Origin of the sequence: Streptomyces albidicamelliae (assembly GCF_025642175.1) — a bacterium.
Classification (GTDB): domain Bacteria; phylum Actinomycetota; class Actinomycetes; order Streptomycetales; family Streptomycetaceae; genus Streptomyces; species Streptomyces albidocamelliae.
The window spans coordinates 6,126,894-6,145,078 of the sequence record NZ_CP106795.1; the positions used below are offsets into that span (position 1 = coordinate 6,126,894).

At 69.9% G+C, this 18,185-nt stretch carries 14 protein-coding genes; 9 read left to right on the forward strand and 5 right to left on the reverse strand.

The window, feature by feature from the left end; all coding sequences use genetic code 11:
* Positions 1 to 30: 30 nt before the first annotated feature.
* Positions 31 to 2,022, forward strand: a complete 1,992-nt coding sequence (locus tag N8I86_RS28010) for an ATP-dependent DNA helicase (protein ID WP_263278971.1) — start codon at positions 31 to 33, stop codon at positions 2,020 to 2,022.
* A gap of 163 nt (positions 2,023 to 2,185) precedes the next feature.
* Here N8I86_RS28010 and lexA read toward each other — a convergent pair whose 3' ends face one another.
* Complete coding sequence (lexA, locus tag N8I86_RS28015; RefSeq protein WP_073897725.1) at positions 2,186 to 2,965, reverse strand: transcriptional repressor LexA; 780 nt, start codon at positions 2,963 to 2,965, stop codon at positions 2,186 to 2,188.
* Between the two features lie 587 nt (positions 2,966 to 3,552).
* Here lexA and nrdR point away from each other — a divergent pair.
* A complete protein-coding gene (nrdR, locus tag N8I86_RS28020; protein WP_263278972.1) occupies positions 3,553 to 4,101 on the forward strand; it encodes a transcriptional regulator NrdR in 549 nt (182 codons plus the stop codon).
* A 163-nt stretch (positions 4,102 to 4,264) separates the two neighbouring features.
* Complete coding sequence (locus N8I86_RS28025) at positions 4,265 to 7,159, forward strand: vitamin B12-dependent ribonucleotide reductase (RefSeq protein ID WP_073897722.1); 2,895 nt, start codon at positions 4,265 to 4,267, stop codon at positions 7,157 to 7,159.
* Between the two features lie 120 nt (positions 7,160 to 7,279).
* On the opposite strand, the gene N8I86_RS28030 is transcribed toward N8I86_RS28025, so the two are convergent.
* Positions 7,280 to 7,813, reverse strand: a complete 534-nt coding sequence (locus N8I86_RS28030) for a TerD family protein (RefSeq protein ID WP_263278973.1) — start codon at positions 7,811 to 7,813, stop codon at positions 7,280 to 7,282.
* A gap of 152 nt (positions 7,814 to 7,965) precedes the next feature.
* Here N8I86_RS28030 and N8I86_RS28035 point away from each other — a divergent pair, with 152 nt between their 5' ends.
* The 3 genes from N8I86_RS28035 to N8I86_RS28045 all read left to right on the forward strand — a co-directional run bounded on the left by N8I86_RS28035 (position 7,966) and on the right by N8I86_RS28045 (position 10,301).
* Positions 7,966 to 8,571, forward strand: coding sequence for a YdbC family protein (locus N8I86_RS28035; RefSeq protein ID WP_263278974.1), 606 nt, complete (start codon positions 7,966 to 7,968; stop codon positions 8,569 to 8,571).
* A 152-nt stretch (positions 8,572 to 8,723) separates the two neighbouring features.
* On the forward strand, positions 8,724 to 9,383 hold the full coding sequence (locus N8I86_RS28040; RefSeq protein WP_073897716.1) for a histidine phosphatase family protein: 660 nt from the start codon (positions 8,724 to 8,726) through the stop codon (positions 9,381 to 9,383).
* Between the two features lie 12 nt (positions 9,384 to 9,395).
* Positions 9,396 to 10,301 carry an ADP-ribosylglycohydrolase family protein gene (locus tag N8I86_RS28045; protein ID WP_073897714.1) on the forward strand — a complete coding sequence of 302 codons (906 nt, stop codon included), beginning with the start codon at positions 9,396 to 9,398 and terminating at the stop codon, positions 10,299 to 10,301.
* Between the two features lie 391 nt (positions 10,302 to 10,692).
* On the opposite strand, the gene N8I86_RS28050 is transcribed toward N8I86_RS28045, so the two are convergent.
* Positions 10,693 to 12,240: an MFS transporter gene (locus tag N8I86_RS28050; protein ID WP_263278975.1), complete on the reverse strand. Its 1,548-nt coding sequence runs from the start codon at positions 12,238 to 12,240 to the stop codon at positions 10,693 to 10,695.
* A gap of 190 nt (positions 12,241 to 12,430) precedes the next feature.
* On the opposite strand from N8I86_RS28050, the gene N8I86_RS28055 reads away from it, so the two are divergent.
* The 3 genes from N8I86_RS28055 to N8I86_RS28065 all read left to right on the forward strand — a co-directional run bounded on the left by N8I86_RS28055 (position 12,431) and on the right by N8I86_RS28065 (position 14,541).
* Positions 12,431 to 13,054, forward strand: coding sequence for a TetR/AcrR family transcriptional regulator (locus N8I86_RS28055; RefSeq protein WP_263278976.1), 624 nt, complete (start codon positions 12,431 to 12,433; stop codon positions 13,052 to 13,054).
* An 81-nt stretch (positions 13,055 to 13,135) separates the two neighbouring features.
* Positions 13,136 to 13,837, forward strand: a complete 702-nt coding sequence (locus tag N8I86_RS28060) for a ribonuclease HII (RefSeq protein ID WP_073897709.1) — start codon at positions 13,136 to 13,138, stop codon at positions 13,835 to 13,837.
* A 68-nt stretch (positions 13,838 to 13,905) separates the two neighbouring features.
* The gene (locus tag N8I86_RS28065; RefSeq protein ID WP_073897707.1) at positions 13,906 to 14,541 is read left to right on the forward strand and encodes a hypothetical protein; all 636 of its coding nucleotides are present in this window, start codon (positions 13,906 to 13,908) and stop codon (positions 14,539 to 14,541) included.
* Between the two features lie 470 nt (positions 14,542 to 15,011).
* On the opposite strand, the gene N8I86_RS28070 is transcribed toward N8I86_RS28065, so the two are convergent.
* Together N8I86_RS28070 and N8I86_RS28075 are read right to left on the reverse strand one after the other, a co-directional pair.
* Positions 15,012 to 15,632, reverse strand: coding sequence for a hypothetical protein (locus N8I86_RS28070; RefSeq protein WP_073897705.1), 621 nt, complete (start codon positions 15,630 to 15,632; stop codon positions 15,012 to 15,014).
* A gap of 266 nt (positions 15,633 to 15,898) precedes the next feature.
* Positions 15,899 to 18,064 (reverse strand): RecQ family ATP-dependent DNA helicase, encoded by a 2,166-nt coding sequence (locus N8I86_RS28075; RefSeq protein ID WP_263278977.1) that lies wholly within the window; start codon positions 18,062 to 18,064, stop codon positions 15,899 to 15,901.
* Positions 18,065 to 18,185 lie beyond the last annotated feature (121 nt).

An 18,185-nucleotide genomic window follows, 5' to 3' on the forward strand; every position in this document is an offset into this window, starting at 1 on the left:
GTCAGTGCCGGGCCGTAGGGTGGTCGGGCTATGACGAAGCCCTCACTCCCCGAACTCCTCCATGCCGCCGTCACCGCCGTCGGCGGCACGGAGCGCCCCGGCCAGGTGACCATGGCCGAAGCGGTCGCCGAGGTGATCGACGACGGATCCCATCTCCTGGTGCAGGCCGGCACCGGCACCGGTAAGTCGCTGGGCTACCTCGTGCCCGCGCTCGCGCACGGGGAAAGAGTGATCGTCGCGACGGCCACCCTGGCCCTGCAGCGCCAGCTGGTGGAGCGGGACCTGCCCCGCACGGTCGACGCGCTCCACCCCCTGCTGCGCCGTCGCCCCGACTTCGCCATGCTCAAGGGCCGGTCGAACTACCTGTGCCTGCACCGCCTGCACGAGGGCATGCCGCAGGACGAGGAAGAGGGTCTCTTCGACCAGTTCGAGGCCGCCGCGCCCACCAGCAAGCTGGGCCAGGACCTGCTGCGGCTGCGGGACTGGTCGGACGAGACCGAGAACGGTGACCGGGACGACCTCACACCGGGCGTCTCGGACCGGGCCTGGGCCCAGGTGTCGGTGTCGTCGCGGGAGTGCCTCGGGGCGTCGAAGTGCGCGTACGGCGCCGAGTGCTTCGCGGAGATGGCCCGGGAGCGCGCCAAGCTCGCCGAGGTCGTGGTCACCAACCATGCCCTGCTCGCCATCGACGCCATCGAGGGCGCCCCGGTGCTGCCCCCGCACGAGGTGCTGATCGTCGACGAGGCGCACGAACTCGTCTCCCGTGTCACGGGCGTCGCCACGGGCGAACTCACCCCCGGTCAGGTCAACCGGGCCGTGCGCCGTGCCGCCAAGCTGGTCAACGAGAAGGCCGCCGACCAGCTCCAGACCGCCGCGGAGGGCTTCGAGCGGCTGATGGAGCTGGCGCTGCCCGGCCGGCTCGAGGAGATCCCCGAGGATCTCGGCTATGCGCTGATGGCGTTGCGCGATGCCGCTCGTACGGTGATCTCCGCGATCGGTGCGACGCGCGACAAGTCGGTCCAGGACGAGGACGCGGTCCGCAAGCAGGCCCTGGCCTCGGTGGAGTCGGTGCACGACGTGGCCGAACGGGTCGTGAACGGCTCGGAGTGGGACGTCGTCTGGTACGAGCGCCACGACCGCTTCGGTGCCTCCCTGCGGGTCGCGCCGATGTCGGTGTCGGGACTGCTGAGGGAGAAGCTGTTCGCGGACCGCAGCGTCGTCCTCACGTCGGCGACCCTCAAGCTGGGCGGTGACTTCAACGGCGTGGGCGCCTCCCTGGGGCTCGGCCCGGAGGGGACGGAGGGCGAGGACCTGCCGAAGTGGAAGGGCGTCGACGTCGGCTCGCCCTTCGACTACCGCAAGCAGGGCATCCTGTACGTCGCCAAGCATCTGGCGCGCCCCGCGCGGGACGGCGAGCGCGGCGACATGCTCGATGAGCTGACCGAGCTGATCCAGGCGGCGGGCGGCCGCACCCTGGGGCTGTTCTCCTCCATGCGGGCCGCCCAGCTCGCGGCGGAGGAGCTGCGCTCCCGGATTCCCGAGTTCCCGATCCTGCTGCAGGGCGAGGAGACGCTCGGCGAGCTGATCAAGAACTTCGCGGCCGATCCGCAGACCTGTCTCTTCGGCACGCTGTCGTTGTGGCAGGGCGTCGACGTCCCGGGGCCCAGCTGCCAGCTGGTCGTCATGGACAAGATCCCCTTCCCGCGCCCCGACGACCCGCTGATGAGCGCGCGCCAGAAGGCGGTGGAGGACGCGGGGGGCAACGGCTTCATGGCGGTGGCCGCCACGCACGCGGCCCTGCTGATGGCCCAGGGCGCCGGCCGTCTCGTACGCGCGTCCGGCGACCGCGGTGTGGTCGCCGTACTGGATCAGCGCCTCGCCACCGCGCGGTACGCCAGCTATCTGACGGCGTCGCTGCCGGACTTCTGGTTCACCACGGACCGTAACCAGGTCCGCAAGTCGCTGTCCGCGATCGACGCGGCGGCGAAGGCGTCCGAAGCGGAGCAGATGGCCGCCCAGTGACCGAAAAGTGGCCTGACCGGAAGACGGGTCAGGCCACTTCCCGCACGGCCGCCCGACAGTGGGCGGGTCGCGCGGTGCGCGGAAGAACGTGGGCCCCGGAACCGGCGCAGGGGTTCCGGGGCCCGGTCAGGGAGCAGGCCGACAGGCCCGTCCGCCGCAGCGGTCACACGCGCCGCAGCACGGCGACGACCTTGCCGAGGATGGTCGCGTCGTCGCCCGGGATCGGCTCGTAGGCCGAGTTGTGCGGCAGGAGCCAGACATGGCCGTCCTCGCGCTTGAAGCGCTTCACGGTGGCTTCGCCGTCGAGCATGGCCGCGACGATGTCGCCGTTCTCGGCGACCGGCTGGCGGCGGACGGTGACCCAGTCGCCGTCGCAGATCGCGGCCTCGATCATGGAGTCGCCGACGACCTTGAGCACGAACAGCTCGCCGTCACCGACGAGCTGGCGGGGGAGGGGGAAGACGTCCTCGACGGACTCCTCCGCGAGGATCGGGCCACCGGCGGCGATACGGCCGACCAGGGGGACGTAGGACGCGGCGGGCTTGCCGGCGGTGTCCGTGGGCTGCACCGTCACGGCCTGGTCCGAGCCGCGCACCTCGTAGGCGCGCGGGCGGTGCGGGTCGCGGCGCAGGAAGCCCTTGCGCTCCAGTGCCATCAGCTGGTGTGCGACCGAGGACGTGCTGGAGAGGCCCACGGCCTGGCCGATCTCGCGCATCGACGGCGGGTATCCCCGGCGCTGGACGGAGTCGCGGATGACCTCGATCACCCGGCGTTGCCGGTCGGTGAGTCCTGAGCTGTCGGCCCGGATGCCTGGAGGTCGGCCCGGCAGGGAGCGCTTGTGTCCCTCGGGATTCATGGCTTCGTTCATCGCGTGTACCGGCTCGACTCGGCCCTGGGGGCGGTCCTGGGCAGTGATGGTGGCACTGTCTGCGGTGGTGGTCACGTCGGCCCCTCTCGATGGTCTCCCTGCTGGACAACGGTAGTTGCTTTCGAAAGGTTGCGCCAAACACACGTTCGAGTGAAAAAGTGGGGTTCACCTGACGCGATCACGTGCCTGGGTGTATGGCTAACGCGGTACCCGACGGGCGGAAGCGCTCGCTGTTGTACTGTTCACCGCCGGGATCCCGGCCTCGTGAGCCGTGCCCCAGTGTGCCATCCGGAACCTCGCCGACCGGGAGCCGGGCCCGTTCTGTGCCGGAGTCCCACGCGTCCTCCGTGCGGCGCCCACGGTATCTCCGTAAACACCACAGAGATACGGTGCTGCGTCCGCGTGTTCGGGTGAGTCGCCGGCGGGTACCCGCGATCAGGGCGCCACGCGCGTGCGTGACCGGCCTGCCTCCTACGACACGCGAATCTGCCTCTGTGTATGAGCCAAGCCCCACATCTAGTGGTTGGATGGCTACAGCAGCCCACAAGTTGTGGTCCCCCGGGTCTGAGAAGGCTCCGCGATCGCCTATGCTTAGGGCTGCTTCGCGGGGCCCATGGGGTCTGACGAGGCTTTTGAGTCTGCTGTGAGGAGGGTTGGAGATCATGCACTGCCCCTTCTGCAGGCACCCCGACAGCCGTGTGGTCGACAGTCGTACGACCGACGACGGCACGTCGATCCGCAGGCGCCGCCAGTGCCCCGACTGCTCCCGTCGTTTCACGACCGTGGAGACGTGCTCGCTCATGGTGGTCAAGCGGTCCGGAGTCACCGAGCCCTTCAGCCGTACCAAGGTCATCAACGGTGTGCGCAAGGCATGCCAGGGGCGGCCTGTCACCGAGGACGCACTCGCCCAGCTCGGCCAGCGGGTCGAGGAGGCGGTGCGGGCCACCGGGAGCGCCGAGCTGACCACCCACGACGTGGGGCTGGCCATACTCGGCCCCTTGCAGGAACTCGACCTCGTCGCCTATCTGCGATTCGCCTCGGTCTATCGGGCGTTCGACTCGCTCGACGACTTCGAGGCCGCGATCGCGGAGCTGAGGGAGGCGACGCGGGACCCCGTCGCGGACGACGACGCGCCGACGGGGAGCCAGGAAGACGATCGCGGGCGCGGCGGGACGGCTCACGTCCCTGTGCCCGCCAACGCCGCCGACTGACCGGCGGGCCGGACACCGGGAGACCCGGGTTCCGGCCGGAAGGCGGCGACCGAAGACCTGTTGCGGGCGGCAGCTGACGATGCCCGCAGCACAAGACAGAACACCGTGCCACGGGAACAAACGGGGCACTTCAGGGCGTTTTTTGCCCGTATAGGGAGGCGGCATGACAGAGACGGCGAGCGGTCCGGCACGAGGTTCCCGAGCCAAGGGCACCAAGGCCACCAAGGGGCTGCGTATCGAGCGCATCCACACCACCCCCGGCGTGCACCCGTACGACGAGGTGGCCTGGGAGCGCCGTGACGTCGTCATGACCAACTGGCGCGACGGCTCGGTCAACTTCGAGCAGCGTGGCGTCGAGTTCCCCGACTTCTGGTCGGTGAACGCGGTCAACATCGTCACCAGCAAGTACTTCCGGGGCGCCGTGGGCACCCCGCAGCGCGAGGTCAGCCTCAGGCAGCTGATCGACCGCATCGTGAAGACGTACCGGAAGGCCGGCGAGGACCACAAGTACTTCGCCTCGCCCGCCGACGCCGAGATCTTCGAGCACGAGCTGGCGTACGCCCTCCTGCACCAGATCTTCAGCTTCAACAGCCCCGTCTGGTTCAACGTGGGCACCCCGCAGCCGCAGCAGGTCTCCGCCTGCTTCATCCTGTCCGTCGACGACTCCATGGAGTCGATCCTCGACTGGTACAAGGAAGAGGGAATGATCTTCAAGGGCGGCTCCGGCGCCGGCCTGAACCTCTCCCGCATCCGCTCCTCCAAGGAGCTGCTCTCCTCCGGTGGCAACGCCTCCGGTCCCGTCTCCTTCATGCGCGGCGCCGACGCCTCCGCCGGCACCATCAAGTCCGGTGGCGCCACCCGCCGTGCCGCCAAGATGGTCGTGCTCGACGTCGACCACCCCGACATCGAGGACTTCATCCAGACGAAGGTCAGCGAGGAGGAGAAGATCCGCGTCCTGCGCGACGCGGGCTTCGACATGGACCTGGGCGGCGACGACATCACGTCCGTCCAGTACCAGAACGCCAACAACTCGGTCCGCGTGAACGACGAGTTCATGACCGCGGTCGAGAAGGGCACCGACTTCGGCCTGCGCGCCCGCATGACCGGTGAGGTCATCGAGGAGGTCGACGCCAAGGCGCTCTTCCGCAAGATCGCCGAGGCCGCGTGGGCCTGCGCCGACCCGGGCATCCAGTACGACGACACCATCAACAACTGGCACACCTGCCCCGAGTCCGGCCGGATCACCGCGTCGAACCCGTGCAGCGAGTACATGCACCTGGACAACACGTCCTGCAACCTGGCCTCGCTGAACCTGATGAAGTTCCTGAAGGACGACGGCAAGGGCAGCCAGTCCTTCGAGACCGAGCGTTTCCAGAAGGTCGTCGAGCTGGTCATCACCGCGATGGACATCTCGATCTGCTTCGCGGACTTCCCGACCCAGAAGATCGGCGAGAACACGCGCGCGTTCCGCCAGCTCGGCATCGGCTACGCCAACCTCGGCGCCCTGCTGATGGCGACCGGCCACGCGTACGACTCCGACGGCGGCCGTACCCTCGCCGGCGCCATCACCTCCCTGATGACGGGTACGGCCTACCGCCGCTCCGCCGAACTGGCCTCGGTGGTCGGCCCGTACGACGGTTACGCCCGCAACGCCGACGCCCACAAGCGCGTCATGAAGCAGCACTCCGACGCCAACGGCACGGCCGTCCGCATGGACGACCTGGACACTCCGGTGTGGGCCGCCGCCACGGAGGCCTGGCAGGACGTGCTGCGCCTCGGTGAGAAGAACGGTTTCCGTAACTCCCAGGCGTCCGTGCTCGCCCCGACCGGCACCATCGGTCTCGCGATGTCCTGCGACACCACCGGTGTCGAGCCCGACCTCGCCCTGGTGAAGTTCAAGAAGCTCGTCGGCGGCGGCTCGATGCAGATCGTCAACGGCACCGTCCCGCAGGCCCTGCGCCGCCTGGGCTACCAGGAGGAGCAGATCGAGGCGATCGTCGCCCACATCGCCGAGCACGGCAATGTGATCGACGCCCCCGGTCTCAAGCCGCAGCACTACGAGGTGTTCGACTGCGCCATGGGCGAGCGCGCCATCTCTCCGATGGGCCACGTCCGCATGATGGCCGCGATCCAGCCCTGGATCTCCGGTGCCATCTCCAAGACGGTCAACATGCCGGAGACGGCGACCGTCGAGGAGGTCGAGGAGATCTACTACGAGGCCTGGAAGCTCGGCGTCAAGGCGCTCGCGATCTACCGCGACAACTGCAAGGTCGGCCAGCCGCTCTCCGCCAAGAAGAAGGAGGACGAGAAGGCCGAGATCACCGAGAAGGCCGAGGACACGATCCGTGCCGCGGTCGAGAAGGTGGTCGAGTACCGCCCGGTCCGCAAGCGCCTCCCGAAGGGCCGCCCCGGTATCACCACGTCCTTCACGGTCGGCGGTGCCGAGGGCTACATGACCGCCAACTCCTACCCGGACGACGGACTCGGCGAGGTCTTCCTGAAGATGTCCAAGCAGGGCTCCACCCTCGCGGGCATGATGGACGCCTTCTCGATCGCCGTCTCGGTCGGTCTGCAGTACGGCGTGCCGCTGGAGACGTACGTCTCGAAGTTCACCAACATGCGCTTCGAGCCGGCCGGCATGACGGACGACCCGGACGTGCGGATGGCGCAGTCGATCGTCGACTACATCTTCCGCCGCCTGGCGCTGGACTTCCTGCCCTTCGAGACCCGTTCCGCGCTCGGCATCCACTCCGCCGAGGAGCGCCAGCGCCACCTGGAGACCGGCTCCTACGAGCCGGCCGACGACGAGGTCGACGTCGAGGGCCTGGCCCAGTCGGCGCCGCGCACCCAGGAGCTGAAGGCGGTCGCCGCGCCGAAGGCCGAGGCCGAGGTGGCCAAGCCCGCTCCGAAGCAGGCGCACACCAGCGCCGAGCTGGTGGAGATGCAGCTGGGCATCCAGGCGGACGCTCCGCTCTGCTTCTCCTGCGGTACGAAGATGCAGCGGGCCGGTTCCTGCTACATCTGCGAGGGCTGCGGCTCGACCAGCGGCTGCAGCTGACGACTGACGGATTCCCGTAGAGGGTCCTGAAGCGAGGGGCGCCGGCATCTGCCGGCGCCCCTCACTTCTGTGCGGCTGTGTGCGGCGCGGGACTTCTGTCCGGCCGTGCGCGGGCGTGCCTCAGGAGCGGCGTGCCCTGCCCATGACCCGGCTGAAGCCCGCGGGGTCCTCGTCGAAGCCGTGGACACCGGCGCGGAACGTCCACTCGCCCGAGCCGTCCCGGACGAACTCGGCGATCACCGCGGCCGTGGCGTCCGGGACCGAGCCGAAGTCGTCCTCGGCGAGGACGGTGTAGCCCTCGCGGATCCGCATGGCCGGACCGAGCACGCCGGCGAAGGTCCGGTGCGCGAGCTGCTGCTGGATGACGACACCGACCACCACGCGCGCGTAGCGCTCGCCGAGGCGGTCGAGTTCGAGCGTCATGGCCTCGTCCCAACCGAAGCCCTTGCCGTCCTTGCTGTCCCGGTCGAGGTAGATGGTGCCGTCCGGCGAGCGGCTGTCGAAGTGCACCAGATAGGCCGGGGCGCCGTACGGGTCGCCCGACTCGAAGGTCCCGGCGACGATGTCGAGATCGGTGGGCGGCTGACCCGTCGGACTGGGGTCCCACTTGAGCGCGACCTCGATCTTGCGGATTCCCTTGCTGAAGCCGGTCACCGGGCGTTCCTTCCCCCCTGAAGATCTTCTCCTCCCAACTCCCGCGGAGTCAGGGCATCTTGTCCATCGTGCCATGCGCGCGGGGGCGTATGCGCGGGCGATCTCGGCCGGAGCGTGACCGGCGCCACGTCCGCTGGCCTTACGATGGCGCGGTGCTGGTCAAGTGGATTCGCTGCACCGTGGTGGACCGCCGCGGCTTCGAGCGCGGGCAGCGGAAATGGGCGGGGCTTCTGGGGGAGCCGGGTTTTCGGGGACAGGGCGGAGGCTGGAGCCGGCAGCGGCAGGGCGTGGCGCACATCTTCGCCTTCTGGGAAAGCCGTGCCTTCTACGACTCCTTCATGGCCCGCTCCCACGACCGCCTGGCGTCCGCCCAGGCCGGCTCGTTCAAGGATCCGCAGGTCAAGCTGTTCGAGTACCGCTTCGACGTGAAGACGGGCTTCGAGCCGCGGTTCACCGACGCCGACCTGATCCGCGTGGCCCTGTGCCGGGTGAACGAAGAGCGCGTCGAGCACTTCACGCTCATGCAGGAGAAGGTCTGGAATCCCGCGATGGCCGGTTCGCCGGGCATGATCCGCGGCATGTTCGCCGAGGCGCCCGCACAGGAGTTCATGATCCTGTCGATGTGGCGGTCGGCGGCCGAGCACGGCAAGTACCGCACCGAGCGGGTGGAGCGCCTGGCCCTGCGCGCCCAGACGGAGACGGACATAGCGGCGCTGTCAGGTGACATCGTGGAGCTGGAACCGTCCTGGACGGTCTGAGCGCACGGGGGGAGGGTCCGGAAAACAAATGCACTGTCCGGGTCGCCTCAGCACTGCCCGGCGACGGCCTCCGGCGAGAAAATCGTGTGATCTGCGCCGTACGGGGCCGGTACGGGTGCTCGACTCCCTCCCACTCGATCTAGGGTTTCGGCATGGCACGACCACGGCGCATCGTCCTTGTCCGGCACGGCGAGTCAACCGGGAACATTGACGACTCCGTGTACGAACGCGAACCCGACCACGCGCTCGCCCTCACCGAGCGCGGCCGGCGACAGGCCGAGGAGACCGGCAAGACGCTCCGGGAGGTCTTCGGCCAGGAGCGCGTGAGCGTGTACGTCTCTCCGTACCGCCGTACGCACGACACGCTCCGTGCCTTCCACCTCGACCCCGACCGCATACGGGTGCGCGAGGAACCCAGGCTGCGCGAGCAGGACTGGGGCAACTGGCAGGACCGCGACGACGTCCGCCTCCAGAAGGCCTACCGCGACGCCTACGGCCACTTCTTCTTCCGCTTCCCGCAGGGGGAGTCCGGCGCCGACGTGTACGACCGGGTCGGCGGCTTCCTGGAGAGCCTGTTCCGCAGCTTCGAGGACCCGGACCATCCGCCCAACGTGCTCCTGGTGACCCACGGGCTCGCGATGCGGCTGTTCTGCATGCGCTGGTTCCACTGGACGGTGGCGGAATTCGAGTCCCTGTCGAATCCCGGGAACGCCGAGATGCGGATGCTCGTTCTCGGGGAGGACGGCAAGTACACACTGGACAGGCCCTTCGAGCGCTGGCGGGAGCCGGTGCCGTACTGGGTCACCGGATAGAGTGGCAGTGCGATGACCGCTGACTCCTCTTCTCTCGGACGCCTCGAGCGCGCTCTGGCGAGCCTGCGCGGACTGGCCGTGGGGGACGCCCTGGGCTCCCAGTACTTCGTCCCGGCGAACTACCCCCTGCTGAAGCGCCGCGAGCTGCCGGCGGGCCCCTGGCAGTGGACGGACGACACGGAGATGGCCTGCTCCGTGGTCGCCGTCCTCGCCGCGCACCAGCGCGTCGACCAGGACGCGCTGGCCCGCTCCTTCGCCGTGCACCACGACTTCGACCGGGGATACGGCCCTGCCGTCAACCGGCTGCTGCGCCTCGTCCGGGAGGGCGAGGACTGGCGTGAGCTGGCCGCCGCGCTGTTCAACGGACAGGGGTCCTGGGGCAACGGGGCGGCGATGCGCATCGCCCCGCTGGGCGCCTGGTACGCGGACGATCCGGAGCAGGCGACCCACCAGGCCGAGATCTCGGCCTATCCCACGCACCAGCACCGGGAGGCCGTGGTCGGTGCCATGGCCGTCGCCGCGGCCGCCGCGCTGGCGGGCTCGCCGGACGGGCCGCCCACGCCCGACGCCCTGCTCGACGGCGTCATCGCCCTGGTGCCCAAGAGCGCGGTCGGGCAGGGCCTCCGCCGTGCCCGGGACATGCTCGACTACGCCGACGCGGGTACGGTCGCGGCGGTCCTGGGGTGCGGCCGGCGCACGACCGCCCACGACACGGTTCCCTTCGCTCTGTGGTCCGCCGCGCGGAGCCTCGGTGACTTCGAGAAGGCGTTCTGGACGACCGCCCAGGTGGGCGGGGACGTGGACACCACCTGCGCGATCATGGGCGGGGTGCTCGCCTCCGGGAAGGCGGGGACGCCGCCCACGGAGTGGGTGGAGCGGACCGAGGCGCTGCCGGACTGGGTGCCCGCGGGGTTCTGACGCCTCCCGTGCCGGATCACCGGGCCGCGGGCCGGACGACGGGACTCGTTCGCGCCTGTTCCGCTTTCTGTGCGCGTCCCACCGTGGGCGAACTCTCCGTGCTCGGCGGGAACTCTCTGTGACTGCCGCCCGTTCTTTCGGTACACACCGCATGTCCGGTCGTCCGGTAGTTGGCGGCCGGTGATGGCGGTGGTCGAGGGACGACGGGTTAGGCGCGGCTCGGAGGGGGTGTGCGATGGCTTACGGCGAGTGGTCGAGCCTCGTCCTGCTCCCCGTGCCGGCGGTGGCTCTGCTGTGGGCGTGGTTCGTCGCGGCGCGGCCGGCCGGACCGCCTTACGTGCCGTCTGCTGCTCGGCGGCTGTCCGTCCGGCCGCGTGCGGCTGGGGGTGGATCAGCCGATCCCCGGGCCCGCGACGCCGGCGAGAGAGTCGAGATCGCTCTTACGGACCTTGATCACCAGCCAGGCCGTGAGGAATGCCAGCACGGCCATCGCGGCGGCCGGGACGAAGGCGGTCGAGATGCCGTGCGCGAGGACCTCGTTGCCCCAGGGCGCGGGCAACTGGTGCGTCCTGGCGAACTGCGCGTGCTGCTCGGGCGATCCCTCGGTGAGGAACCTGGGTACCTGCTTCTTCGTCTCGTCCTTGGCGGCCGAGCCGAAGACGGTCGTCAGGATCGACAGCCCGAGCGAACCACCCACCTGCTGCATGGCGTTGAGCAGTCCGGAGGCCGCGCCCGCTTCGTGCTGGGCGACACCGGAGACCGCGGTCACGGTGACCGTCACGAAGATCAGGCCCATGCCGAATCCGAACACGAGCATCGGGCCCAGCACGCCGTCGAGGTAGGAGCTGTCGGGCCGGATGAAGGACTGCCACACCAGCCCCACCGCCACGAGCGCCGAACCGGCCATCATGAACGGCTTCGGGCCGAGTGCCGGCAGGAAACGCTGGGAGAGGCCCGCGCCCACGGCGATCGCCACCGTCACGGGGAGGAAGGCCAGCCCGGCCTTGATGGCGCTGTAGCCCAGCACGTTCTGCACGAACAGCACGATGTAGAAGAACATGCCGAACATCGCCGCGGCCAGGCTGAGCATGATCACGTACGTGCCCCAGCGGTTGCGGTCGGTGAACATCCTGAGCGGAGTGATCGGCTCTTTCGCCCGCATCTCGGTGAAGACGAAGGCGAACAGCAGCAGCACGGCCGCGCCGAACGAACCGAGCGTGAGATCGTCCCGCCAGCCTTCCTCGGAGGCGCGGATGAAACCGTAGACGAGCAGTGCCATGCCTGCCGTCGAGGTCAGTGCTCCCGTGATGTCGAAGCGTCCCGGGTGCCGTTCGGACTCGTTGATGTACAGCGGTGCGAGCGACGCGATGAGCACGCCGATGGGCACGTTGACGAAGAGCACCCACCGCCAGTCGAGCCAGTCGGTGAGCATTCCGCCCGCGAGCAGGCCGATGGCCCCGCCGCCCGCGGACACGGCGGCGAAGACCCCGAACGCCCTGTTGCGTTCGGGGCCCTCGGGGAAGGTGGTGGTGATCAGTGCGAGGGAGGTGGGCGACGCGATCGCGCCTCCCACGCCCTGCAGGGCCCGTGCGGCCAGCAACTGCCAGGGTTCCTGGGCCAGACCGCCCAGCAGCGAGGCGAACGTGAACAGCAGGATGCCGGTCATGAACACCCTGCGTCGGCCGAGGATGTCACCGGCCCGCGCGCCGAGCAGCAGCAGACCGCCGAAGGTGAGTGTGTAGGCGCTGACCACCCAAGTGAGGTCGGTCGTGCTGAACTTGAGCGCGCCTTGAATGTGCGGGAGCGCGATGTTCACAATCGTCGCGTCGAGTACCACCATGAGTTGGCAAGCCGCGATGACGGTGAGTGCGATGCCGGGATGCCCCTCCCGGCGGGCCACGCCCGGTTTCTGGTCCTGAAGCAGCTGAGAGGTCGTCACTATGGGTCCCCCATACAGGCTTTAGTGAACGCTCGCGTTCACTTCCACGTCCACGGTAGTGAGTCCCCGCTAGTGAACGCAAGCGTTCACTTAAGTTCGTGCGCCCCGCATCGCGTCCCCCTCTGCTGCCGCGCGGCGCCCGATCCGATCCCCGGAACCCCCGCTCCCCATGCATGCTGGAGAAACACAGATGGTTACCTCGCGCTGGGCGGCCGAACCCGCCAGGGCGCCCTCACCTCGCAGGCGCGGCGCGGTACTGGAGCGCGCGATCCTGGACGCCACGCTGGAGCAGCTCGGCGAGGTCGGCTGGAAGGGCCTGACCATGGAGGGTGTCGCGGCCGGCGCCCAGACCGGCAAGGCCGCCCTCTACCGCCGGTGGCCCTCCAAGACGGACCTCGTCGCGGACGCCCTGCGGAGCGGGCTGCCCCGGGTCGAGACGGCCCCGGACCTCGGTAGCGTCCGCGAAGACCTCCTCACCCTGTGCCTCCAGGTGCGGCGGATCATGTTCTCGGCTCCCGGTGCCGCGCTGCGCGCAGTCATTCACGAGTGCGATCAGATGCAGGCGGAGCGCTTCCAGGACGTGATCGTCGGAGGCGTGGTGAAGCCCACCGTCGAGCTGCTCCGCGAAGTCGTCGTCCGCGGAATAGAGCGAGGAGAGGTGCGTCCGGACGCGGCCAACGGCTATGTCTTCGACGCCATCCCGGCCATGATGATGTACCGCTCCAAGGTGTGCGCGAGCGAATGGAGTGACCAGGAGCTCGAGGAGATGATCGACCAGCTGATGCTCCCGCTGCTGCGTCCTCACGGGCGCTGACCGGTCCTGCCGACGATCTTGGTCGCGATCGGGAGACCGGGGTGTCGCGGGCCGATCCCGGCGGCGTACGCTAAGGGCGCCATGCCGTACGAACCGCCTACCCACACCGTCGAGCGCTCCCTGCGCGCCACGACCGGAGCGAAGGTCATCGCCGGTGTTGACGAGGTGGGGCGCGGTGCCTGGGCCGGCCCGGTCACCGTCTGCGCCGCGATCACCGGACTGCGCCGGGCTCCCGACGGCCTCACCGACTCCAAGCTCCTGACGGTCAAGCGCCGTACGGAACTGGCCGAGATACTCCGGACGTGGGTGACCGCCTATGCCCTCGGGCATGCTTCCCACGACGAGATCGACAGCCTGGGGATGACTGCCGCTTTGCGACTTGCGGCGGTCCGCGCCCTGGACGCCCTGCCGGTTCGTCCCGACGCCGTGATCCTCGACGGGAAGCACGACTACCTCGGTGCTCCCTGGCAGGTCCGCACGGTGATCAAAGGCGACCGGTCGTGCGTGGCCGTCGCGGCGGCGTCGGTGATCGCGAAGGTTCAGCGCGACAAAATGATGGCCGAACTGGGTATCGACCATGCAGACTTCGGATTTGCGGACAACGCCGGGTATCCGTCGCCCGTGCACAAGGCCGCACTGGAGGAGCGGGGGCCCACCCCGTACCACCGCCTGTCATGGGCGTATCTTGATGCGCTGCCCCAGTGGCGGCACCTCAAGAAGGCCCGTAGCTGGGCGGATGGAAGCGTTCCGGAAATCGAGGGCCAGCTCGGCTTCGATTTCTGACGGTTCCGCTCGCACTGATGTGCCACCCGGTCGTCCGTGCCGCACCAACGTTTGATAGATATCAGCTCATGCCTCTCATTCCCGAGGAGCCTCAGATTCACGAGAGTGCCCAGGGTCCCCGCGTCACTCCGGCCGCTGGCCGTACCGCGCCGACCCCTCGCCCCGTACCCGGCCCCCGCCCCGCGGCGCCGCCCCGCCCCGGTCGTCCCGGCCCCCTGCGGCCCGCGACGCCGGCGCAGCGCACGCCGCGTGACGTGGCGGCTCCGGTCAAGCCGAGCCCGTCCGGCCCGGCCGTTACCGCCGCACCCGCGGCGACTCCCCAGATCCAGCTGATCCCGGCTACCGCGGAGGGCGCGCTCGACGCGGCCGAAGAAGCGGTCGACCTTCTGCTGGACTCGGGCCGTGCCCCCGGCGACGTGCTCGTGATCACCACTGGTGCCCGGCACCCGTGGGCCGACCACGAACTGTCCTTCGGCGAAACCTCCTACTGGGCGCAGCACGACGCAGGTGATGACGTCTTCTACACGGACGCCACCATCGCCTCCCGTGCCGCGTCCCGCCCCGTGATCGTCGTGGCCGTCAACGGTGGCTCCGCTGCCGCCGCTGCCACCGCCCTTCCGTTGGCCCACTCCCGGGCCGGTGCGCTGTTGATCGTCTGCGGTGACCCGCAGCAGATCAACTCGGTGCTCGGCGCCGGCGTCTGAGCCGCGTCCGGCACCTCGGGGCACCGGGGTGACGTGGGAGCCGCGTCGTCGGTAACCGCACGGTGCGGCTTTTGGCATGCCCTGATGGCGGGCGGCCGCCCCGGTCGGGGCGGCTCTCCGGCAGCCCAGGGTTGAGGCAGCGGGGTTGGGCGGATCGGCCGGGCGGGCCGCACCACCGTCCACTCGGGGCCGTGGCGCGCACACGACGGTCCGAGCGAGCCGACGGCATGCGCCGGTGGACCGCTGCGTGGCCGGCCGGTGCGTTCAGCCGGCCTGGAGACCGGCGCGTTCAGCCGGCCCAGGGACGATCTCCGGGACGTGGATGCTGGATTGATCCTGGCGCCCGGGACCCGTCCGAGTCGTCGGAGCGACTGCCCTCTTGCTTGAGCCGTGAGTGGTGAGTGGTGACCTCTGCGCTGGTCGGCGGGCGCTGACAGTCCTGCGGGTCTGTCGCCCCGAAGCCCGGCTGCTCAGCGGGCCGCGGCGCGGCGCAGGACCTCCGAGACCGGACCGCCGGTACGGGGTGTGAGCGGCGGGACCTCCGACAGGGCGAAGGGCTCCGGTGCGGAGTGGGCGTTGGGCCGACGCCCGCCGCGTCCTTCGCCGAGCACCTGCCAGCCGTCCTGCGTCAGCGTGATGTACGCCCCGCACCGCAGCCCGTGCAACGTGCAGGCGTCGCGCAGCCCCCACATCCAGGCGCCGTCCTCCTCGGTCCAACGCGCGTCGCCGTCACGGCAGTAGAGCAGTATGGCCGTGCGCACGGGCGAACGGCGCCGCAGGTCGTGCGGAATGACCCGGCGCAGCTGGGACAGGAGCGCGTTGCGGAACATCCACCCGTCGGCGGGCGCCGGGCGGCGTAGGAACGAGGCGCTGGCGCACAGCCGTTCGTCAGGATCGAGTACGGCCACGATCGCCGTGCCCGGCTTCGGGTGATGGCGGGCGTGCAGCCCACTGACGACCTCACGGGGGTTGCGCAGCAGCGGGATTCCGGCGGCGGCCCACTCGGCGAGCTCGAGCAGGCGACTGGCGGAAGCGGTGGATGCGGACGTCGACAACGAGGCCGCCGAGGACGAGGCGAATCCGAAGGTCACGTTCCTCCCTTCGGCTACGCGCCCATACTGCGGGCGAGGTCGGATTCGGGGGAGCGCGCACCGCAGCGAAGCCCAACCGGAGCACGGGGGAACCGTGCGGGAGCGGATCTCAATTCTTCCTGTCGAACTGGGATGCGGCAACGAGCAATTGGCGCCACCGCCGGTTATCGGGCGGTGCGGGGTTTATATCCCTACCCACAGCCTCGGCCCGCGACGCCTGGAGTCGCCGTCCTGATCACGCTCGGCTGCCGCCGGTGGCCGCGCCGTCACCCCTGGACCGCGAGGACCAGCGGCAGCACTCCTGTCGCGCCCGACTTCCTGAGCAGGCGTGCCGCGACTGCCAGGGTCCAGCCCGTCTCCGTGAAGTCGTCGACCAGGAGGACGGAACCCGGAGCGTCGGCGAGCGCCGACGCCAGGGACGGCGGAACCGTCAGCGCCCCGTCGAGGGCCTTGAGCCGCTGAGCGCTGTTGCTGCGCGGCATCCGCGGGGCGTCCCCGAGGTACTCGAGGGAACCGAGCAGGGGGAGACGGCCGATCTCGGCGATGCGGGAACCGAGGGAGTGGATCAGCTGCGGCCGGGTGCGCGAGGCGATGGTGACCACACCTGCCGGACGGGGCTGCGCCTCGGGTGCGCCGGGTGCCCAGCCGCCGGGCCCTCTGGCCCAGTCGGCGAGCACGTCGACCACGGCTCGCGCCACGTCGTCAGGAACCGGTGCGTCCGGTGTCTGGGGGGCGAAGAGGGGACGCAGCCTGTTGCCCCAGCCGATGTCCGACAATCGCCCCAGAGCCCGTCCCGAGGATGCCTGCTCACCTGCTGGGATACGCCCCTTGAGGGAGATACCCACGGCCGGCAGACCGGTCGGCCACATACGGCGAGGCTCCACCTCGACCCCAGCCCGGCCCAGATCACTCCGCGCGGCGTCGAGTGCGGCCGTGGACATGTCCGCGGTGAAGCGCGGACCCGCGCAGTTGTCGCAACGGCCGCACGGCTTGGCGCCCTCGTCGTCCAGCTGCCGCTGCAGGAACTCCATCCGGCAGTCGTCGGTGGACGCGTACGAACGCATCGCCTGCTGTTCGGCCGTCCGCTGCCGGGCGACCCACTCGTAGCGCTCGGCGTCGTACGACCACGGCTGCCCGGTCGCCACCCAGCCGCCCTTGACCCGGCGTACCGCGCCGTCCACGTCCAGGACCTTCAGCATGGTCTCCAGTCGCGAGCGGCGCAGCTCCACCAGGGGCTCGAGTGCCGGCAGCGACAGGGGCCTGTCCGCCTGCGAGAGGACGTCCAGGGTGCGCCGGACGAGATCCTCGGAGGGAAATGCCAGGGAGGCGAAGTACTCCCAGATCGCTTCGTCCTCCCTGCCCGGCAGCAGCAGCACCTCGGCGTGCTCGACGCCACGGCCGGCCCGCCCCACCTGCTGGTAGTAGGCGATGGGTGAGGAGGGCGAGCCCAGGTGGATCACGAAGCCGAGGTCGGGTTTGTCGAAACCCATACCGAGCGCGGAGGTGGCGACCAGCGCCTTGACCCGGTTGGCGATCAGATCGTCCTCGGCCTGCTGTCGTTCGGCGTTCTCCGTCTTGCCCGTGTACGACGCCACGACGTGCCCGCGCTGTCGCAGGAAGGCCGTGACCTCCTCGGCGGCGGCGACGGTGAGGGTGTAGACGATCCCGGACCCCGGCAGGTCGTCGAGATGGTCGGCCAGCCAGCCCATGCGGTGCGCGGCGTCCGGCAGCCGCAGCACGCCGAGGCTGAGGCTCTCCCGGTCCAGCGGTCCGCGCAGCACGAGCGCGTCCGAGGTGCCACCGGTGCCCAGCTGCTCGGCGACGTCCGCCGTGACCCGTGCGTTCGCCGTGGCCGTGGTGGCGAGTACGGGGACGCCGGGCGGGAGGTCGCCGAGCATGGTGCGCAGCCGCCGGTAGTCCGGGCGGAAGTCGTGGCCCCAGTCGGAGATGCAGTGGGCCTCGTCGACGACGAGCAGGCCGGTCGCGGCAGACAGCTTCGGCAGGACCTGGTCGCGGAAGTCGGGATTGTTGAGGCGCTCCGGGCTCACGAGCAGGACGTCCACCTCGCCCGCTGCGATCTCGCTCTGGACGGCTTCCCATTCCTCGGTGTTGGCGGAGTTGATGGTGCGGGCGTGAATGCCGGCCCGGGCCGCGGCCTCCACCTGGTTGCGCATCAGCGCGAGCAGCGGCGACACGATCACCGTGGGCCCGCTTCCTCTCGCCCGCAGCAGAGAGGTCGCCACGAAGTACACGGCGGACTTGCCCCATCCCGTGCGCTGCACGACCAGGGCCCGGCGTCGGTCGGCGACCAGTGCCTCGATCGCCCGCCACTGGTCCTCGCGCAGCCGGGCCGCGCCCGTGTCGTCCCCGACGAGCCGGGCGAGGACGGTGTCGGCCTGGGCCCGGAGGTCGGCGTTGCTCGTGTGCTCCATGCGTTCCATGAAACAGGACGGGACCGACAGGCGGGTGCCGCGGCCCAGGACTGTGGACGACGCGGATCACCTTGTCGTGTCCCTGACTTGACTTATCCACAGGCTCAACCGGAACATCCAC

Bases quoted from the DNA above. Each gene is read 5' to 3' on its own strand.
- N8I86_RS28010 (WP_263278971.1), top strand. From the start codon at position 31: ATGACGAAGCCCTCACTCCCCGAACTCCTCCATGCCGCCGTCACCGCC.
- nrdR (WP_263278972.1), top strand. From the start codon at position 3,553: ATGCACTGCCCCTTCTGCAGGCACCCCGACAGCCGTGTGGTCGACAGT.
- N8I86_RS28025 (WP_073897722.1), top strand. From the start codon at position 4,265: ATGACAGAGACGGCGAGCGGTCCGGCACGAGGTTCCCGAGCCAAGGGC.
- N8I86_RS28040 (WP_073897716.1), top strand. From the start codon at position 8,724: ATGGCACGACCACGGCGCATCGTCCTTGTCCGGCACGGCGAGTCAACC.
- N8I86_RS28045 (WP_073897714.1), top strand. From the start codon at position 9,396: ATGACCGCTGACTCCTCTTCTCTCGGACGCCTCGAGCGCGCTCTGGCG.
- N8I86_RS28055 (WP_263278976.1), top strand. From the start codon at position 12,431: ATGGTTACCTCGCGCTGGGCGGCCGAACCCGCCAGGGCGCCCTCACCT.
- N8I86_RS28060 (WP_073897709.1), top strand. From the start codon at position 13,136: ATGCCGTACGAACCGCCTACCCACACCGTCGAGCGCTCCCTGCGCGCC.
- N8I86_RS28065 (WP_073897707.1), top strand. From the start codon at position 13,906: ATGCCTCTCATTCCCGAGGAGCCTCAGATTCACGAGAGTGCCCAGGGT.
- N8I86_RS28075 (WP_263278977.1), bottom strand. From the start codon at position 18,064: ATGGAGCACACGAGCAACGCCGACCTCCGGGCCCAGGCCGACACCGTC.